General features: G+C 70.2%; 6 protein-coding genes and 2 pseudogenes. 1 reads left to right on the forward strand and 7 read right to left on the reverse strand.

The window, feature by feature from the left end:
- The 5 genes and pseudogenes from ACJ73U_RS05525 to ACJ73U_RS05545 form a co-directional block, all read right to left on the reverse strand.
- Positions 1-335 (reverse strand): annotated as a pseudogene (locus ACJ73U_RS05525) (hypothetical protein); the annotation flags it as partial.
- Between the two features lie 10 nt (positions 336-345).
- Positions 346-573 (reverse strand): annotated as a pseudogene (locus tag ACJ73U_RS05530) (imidazoleglycerol-phosphate dehydratase); the annotation flags it as partial.
- Between the two features lie 144 nt (positions 574-717).
- Entirely contained in the window at positions 718-1,992 is a 1,275-nt protein-coding gene (gene tyrS, locus ACJ73U_RS05535) for a tyrosine--tRNA ligase (RefSeq protein ID WP_407776428.1), read from the reverse strand.
- A gap of 22 nt (positions 1,993-2,014) precedes the next feature.
- Entirely contained in the window at positions 2,015-2,647 is a 633-nt protein-coding gene (locus ACJ73U_RS05540; RefSeq protein ID WP_407776429.1) for a DNA-3-methyladenine glycosylase, read from the reverse strand.
- 10 nt (positions 2,648-2,657) lie between these two features.
- The gene (locus tag ACJ73U_RS05545; RefSeq protein WP_407776430.1) at positions 2,658-2,918 is read right to left on the reverse strand and encodes a hypothetical protein; all 261 of its coding nucleotides are present in this window, start codon (positions 2,916-2,918) and stop codon (positions 2,658-2,660) included.
- A 65-nt stretch (positions 2,919-2,983) separates the two neighbouring features.
- Between ACJ73U_RS05545 and ACJ73U_RS05550 the strand changes: the two genes are divergently transcribed.
- Positions 2,984-3,349, forward strand: a complete 366-nt coding sequence (locus tag ACJ73U_RS05550) for a hypothetical protein (protein ID WP_407776431.1) — start codon at positions 2,984-2,986, stop codon at positions 3,347-3,349.
- Here the strand turns inward: ACJ73U_RS05550 and argH are convergent.
- Both argH and ACJ73U_RS05560 read right to left on the reverse strand, forming a co-directional pair.
- Positions 3,346-4,746, reverse strand: a complete 1,401-nt coding sequence (gene argH / locus ACJ73U_RS05555) for an argininosuccinate lyase (RefSeq protein WP_407776432.1) — start codon at positions 4,744-4,746, stop codon at positions 3,346-3,348. The genes ACJ73U_RS05550 and argH overlap by 4 nt on opposite strands.
- Positions 4,739-5,596 (reverse strand): argininosuccinate synthase (locus tag ACJ73U_RS05560; protein WP_407776433.1); only part of this gene is annotated, 858 nt, incomplete at its 5' end. The genes argH and ACJ73U_RS05560, both read right to left, overlap by 8 nt.

The raw sequence follows: 5,596 nt of genomic DNA on the forward strand, positions 1-5,596 counted from the left end.
CGCTCGTCGCGCGCCGTCACAAAATCGAGATGGCGTGGTCGATCGCCATCGTCGATCGGCACCTTCGCCGTACGGAACGCCTCGTGACGGGTCAGGCTCGCGCCCGTCAGGCTGGCGAAACGGTCCGCGACGGCAAGTGCATCACCCTCGACCACGAGGTCAAGGTCCTCCACCGGTCGCCCCAGCAATAGGTCGCGGACAGGACCGCCGACGAGATACGCCGGTATTCCGAGGTCAGAGATGATCGCGATGGCCTGGTGAAGGGCCAGGTGCAGCGACGGCGGGAGTGCACGCTCCAGGGCCGTCCGGAGGTCGGATGTGCCAGACACCTGCATCGCCCGCTTCCTAGAGCACACCTTTGGTCGATGGAATCTGGCCTGCGATGCGTTCGTCGATGCGCGTTGCGGCGTCTAGCGCGCGCGCGAACGCTTTCCACAGCCCTTCGATCTTGTGGTGGTCGTTCCTGCCATACTCGACCCGCAAGTGCAATGTGATACGGGCATGGATCGCAATGGTCTCGAAGATATGCCAGACCAGATCTGTCGCCAGGTCGCCCACTCTATCACTTGTCGTGAGAGCTTGGTTCGCGACCCCCTGCCTTCGCTCCGTTCCGGTCTGCCTTTCGGCTTTCCGGCCCGTTCCGCGCTGGCAGAGATAAAGTTACACGGCGGCGAAACCCCGGTTTCACCCACCCCCCCTTAACTGCGTTCGCGCAGGTCAGGGGGCAGTTTCAACGCCGGCGACCGTCCGCTTGCCGCGACGCACCACGAGCCAGCGCTCGTGCAGGAGGTCCGCGGACGACGGTCGCCAGTCCTCGTCGGCGACTTTTGAGTTGTTCACGTACGCCCCGCCCTCCTTCACGACGCGACGGGCGGCGCCCCGGCTCTCGGCGACCCCGGACGACACCAGCAGGTCGACGATCGTCGGCGAGTCGGCCAGCCGGACCTTGCCCGTCGGCACCTCCGCCATGGCGGCGTCGAGCGTCGACGCGTCCAGGTCGCGCAGGTCCCCGCGCCCGAACAGCGCACCGCTCGCGATGACCACCTGCTCGGTGGCCCGCGGACCGTGCACCAGCGTGGTCAGCTCCGCGGCCAGCCGGCGCTGGGCGGCACGCAGGTGCCGTCGCTCCCTGCTGTCCTCCTCCAGCGCGTCGATCTCCTCGCGCGACAGGAAGGTGAACATCCGGAGGTACCGCATGACGTCCGCGTCGCCGACGTTCACGAAGTACTGGTACCAGGCGTACGGGGATGTCAACGCCGGATCGAGCCAAACATTCCCGCCGCCGGTCGACTTGCCGAACTTCCTGCCCTCCGCGTCCGTGACCAGCGGCGTCGTCATCGCGTGGACGGCGTGCGCCTCGACGCGGCGGATCAGCTCGACCCCGCCGATGATGTTGCCCCACTGGTCCGAGCCCCCGACCTGCAGCGCGCAGCCGTAGCGCCGGTGCAGCTGCAGGTAGTCGTTCGACTGGAGGAGCAGGTAGCTGAACTCGGTGAACGACATGCCGTCGGTGTCCAGCCGCCGCCTGACAGTCTCCCGCGCGAGCATCACGTTGATCGAGAAGTGCTTGCCGATGTCCCGCAGGAACTCCAGCACGGGCAGGTCGCCGGTCCAGTCCAGGTTGTTGGCGATGACCGCGCCCCTCGGCGAGTCGTCGAAGTCGACGAACCGCTCGAGCTGCCCGCGGATCCGCTCGGACCACTCGGCGACCACGTCGGCGGACTGGAGCCTGCGCTCCCCCACGTCCCTCGGGTCACCGACCATCCCGGTCGCCCCGCCGGCGAGCACGATCGGCCGGTGCCCAGCCTGCTGGTAGCGGCGGAGCATGAGCAGCGGCACCAGGTGACCGGCGTGCAGGCTGGGTGCGGTCGGGTCGAACCCCGCGTAGAGGGTGACCACGCCGGCGTCCAGTTCCTTGCGCAGCGCGTCGGGGTCGGTGGACTGCGCGATCAACCCGCGCCAGGTCAGCTCGTCGAGAATGTGCTCCGTCACGAGCTCAGTGTCTCGTACCTGCTCAACGCGTTTGTCGGCGAGCCGCCTTGCCTCCGCGGCGGTACACGCTGACGGCGGGTGAGCCCTCGACCCAGAACCGCCACGGGACGTCCATGGCCACCGCGACCCCCACCCGCGGGCCCGCGTGGATGCGCTCCGGCGGCACCGGTTGACCGGCGAACAGCCGGACCGGCGACGCCGGGTCGGTGAGGTCGAGGCCGTTGTGCTCGCGTTCCAGCCCGAGCACGGACGTCAGCCGCGCCGGCCCCTTGGCCAGTTCGGTGTCGCTGCGGGCAGCCGGTCGCCGGACCCGTGCCTCCGCCAGCCCGCTGACCACCTCGCCGGCACGCAGCAGGACGGCGCCGGGCACCCCGTCGGTCAGGCAGACGACGTTCGCGCAGAAGTGCATGCCGTACACGAAATACACGTACAGGTGACCGGCCGGGCCGAACATCACCTCGTTGCGCGGTGTCCGGCCTCGGTAGCAGTGCGACGCGGGGTCGTCGCCGCCCCGGTACGCCTCCACCTCGACCAGCCGAACGCGCACGGTGCCGGCCTCGAGCACGCAGCCGAGCAGGAGCTTGGCGGCGTCGACGGGGTCGACGGCCAGCTCCTCCCTGGTGAGCTGCCGCTCCAACGGCACGGCCACGGACATGTGTTCGACCCTATACGGATACGGATTGCCGTCTCGCCGCCGGCAGGCAGAGCGGCGCGGAGAGCGTGAGCACGACCGCGCCGACCACCATCGCGACGCCGGCCAGTGCGTTCGGCGTGATCGCACCGAAGGAGAAGGCGGGGTGCGTCATCATCGAGTTCATCGGGGTCACGGTCGTGCGGTGCGCGGCGGTCACCTCGCGGAGCAGCAGCGCTGGTGACCATGCCGAAGCCCCGGCACAGCTCCACCCCGAGTCGTGCACAACAATCATGCGGAATCTTCCGGGACCGGTCCCGGGGTCCAGGCGGCACAGTCATGGCAACTCGGGAGGCACGCGTGAAGGTTCGTTACAACCCGGTCGTCGGCGTCGTCATGGTGGTGCTCGGCGCCGTCTGCCTGTTCCTGGGTCTGTGGCTCATGGCGCTGGGCGAGTTCAACGCGTCGGTGCTCGTCGGCGCGCTGGTGACGCTGCTCGGCATCCTCTACCTGGTGCGCCCGTACTTCTGGGTGTCCTCCTCGGCGGTCGAGCTGAGAGCCGTGGTCGGCCCGGTGCGGCGCACGTTCCCGTTCCGGACGCTGGAGGTCGACGGGAGCAAGCTGGTGGCCGTCAACGACGGTGACCGGAAGAAGCTCCCGGTCACGCGGTGGATGGCGCACTCGGGCGACTGGGCCGCCGCCGTCGAGCGCGCCACCCGGCGTTAGGCGGCCCACTCCCGGATGCCGGTGAGCACCTCGTCGAGCCGGGCACGCTGCTCGGCGACGCGCGCCGGGGCCGTGCCGCCGTACGCGTCGCGCGAGGTGATCGAGCCGTCGACGGTCAGCACGTCACGCACCTCGGGCGAGAGGGCGGGGTGCACGCCGACCAGTTCGGCGTCGGTCAGCTCGTCGAGGCCGACGCCGCGGGACTCGGCGATCCGCACACACTCCCCCGCCGCCTCGTGGGCGACGCGGAACGGCACGCCCTGGCGCACCAGCCACTCGGCGATGTCGGTGGCCAGGGTGAACCCGGCGGGCGCCAGCTCGGTCAGGCGCGCGGTGTCGAACCGGAGCGTGCGCAGCATCCCGGCCATGGCGGGCAGGAGCAGCCCCAGCTGGTCGACCGAGTCGAACAGCGGCTCCTTGTCCTCCTGCAGGTCCCGGTTGTAGGCCAGCGGCTGGGCCTTGAGCACGGCCAGGAGCCCGGTCAGGTTGCCGATGAGCCGGCCCGACTTGCCGCGGGTCAGCTCGGCGACGTCCGGGTTCTTCTTCTGCGGCATGATCGACGACCCCGTCGCCCAGGCGTCGTCGAGCGTCGCGTAACGAAACTCCGCCGTCGTCCAGATGATCACCTCCTCGGCGATCCTGGACAGGTTCACCCCCAGCATGGCCAGGCAGAAGGCCATCTCGGCGGCGAAGTCGCGGGACGCCACGCCGTCGATGGAGTTCGCGACGGCCGCGTCGAAGCCCAGCTCCTTGGCCACGGCGTCCGGGTCGAGACCGAGCGACGAGCCGGCGAGCGCACCCGACCCGTACGGGGACACCGCGGCGCGCCGGTCCCAGTCGCGGAGGCGGTCCACGTCCCGCAGCAGCGCCTGGACGTGCGCGAGCAGGTGGTGGGCGAGCAGCACGGGCTGGGCGTGCTGGAGGTGGGTGCGGCCCGGCATGACGGCGGTCGGGTGCTGGTCGACCTGGTGCAGCAGCGCCTCGACGACGTCGGTCACGCCCAGTGCGACGACTCGGGCGGCGTCCCGCAGGTACATCCGGAACAGCGTCGCGACCTGGTCGTTGCGGGACCGGCCGGCCCGGAGCTTGCCGCCGAGGTCCGGACCGGCACGTTCGATGAGCCCGCGTTCCAGGGCGGTGTGGACGTCCTCGTCGCCGGGTGCGGCCGTGAACTCGCCGGCGGCGACGTCGTCCGCGAGGGAGTCCAGCGCGGCGAGCATGCCGGACAACTCCTCGTCGGTCAGCAGCTTGGCCTTGTGCAGCACGAGCGCGTGGGCGCGCGAGCCGGCGATGTCGTACTGGGCGAGCTTCCAGTCGAAGTGGGTCGAGACGGACAGCGCGGCCATCGCGTCGGCCGGCCCGGACGAGAAGCGGCCACCCCACAGTGCCCTAGACATGCTGGTCCCGCTTCGCGGCGATCTTCGACGGCAGGCCCCACAGCTGCACGAAGCCCTTGGCGAGCGACTGGTCGAACGTGTCACCCTCGTCGTAGGTGGCCAGGTTGAAGTCGTACAGGGACTGCTCGGACCGCCGCCCGTTGACGACGGCGCGGCCGCCGTGCAGGACCATCCGGATCTCGCCGGAGACGTGCTCCTGGGACCTGGCGATGAAGGTGTCCAGGGCGTCCTTCAGCGGCGAGAACCACAGGCCGTCGTAGACCAGCTCGCCCCATCGCTGCTCGACCTGCCGCTTGAACCGGGCGAGGTCGCGCTCGACCGTGACGGCCTCCAGCTCCTGGTGCGCGGTGATCAGGGCGAGCGCACCGGGCGCCTCGTAGACCTCGCGGCTCTTGATGCCGACCAGCCGGTCCTCGACCATGTCCAGCCGGCCGACGCCCTGCGCGCCCGCGCGGCGGTTCATCTGCTGGATGGCCTGCAGGACGGTCACCGTCTCCCCGTCGATGGCGACGGGAACGCCCTTGTCGAAGGTGATGACCACCTCGTCGGCGTCGCGGGGCTCGGCCGGGTTGTCGGTGTAGGAGTAGACGTCCTCGATGGGGCCGTTCCAGATGTCCTCGAGGAAGCCGGTCTCGACGGCCCGGCCCCAGACGTTCTGGTCGATGGAGTACGGCGACTTCTTCGTGGTCTCGATCGGCAGCTCGTTGCGCTCGGCGTACTCGATGGCCTTGTCCCGGGTGAGGGCGAGGTCGCGGACGGGCGCGATGCAGCGCAGCTGCGGCTCGAGCGCGGCGATGCCCACCTCGAAGCGCACCTGGTCGTTGCCCTTGCCGGTGCAGCCGTGGGCGAC

This window comes from Actinophytocola sp. (assembly GCF_045807065.1).
GTDB lineage: Bacteria > Actinomycetota > Actinomycetes > Mycobacteriales > Pseudonocardiaceae > Actinophytocola.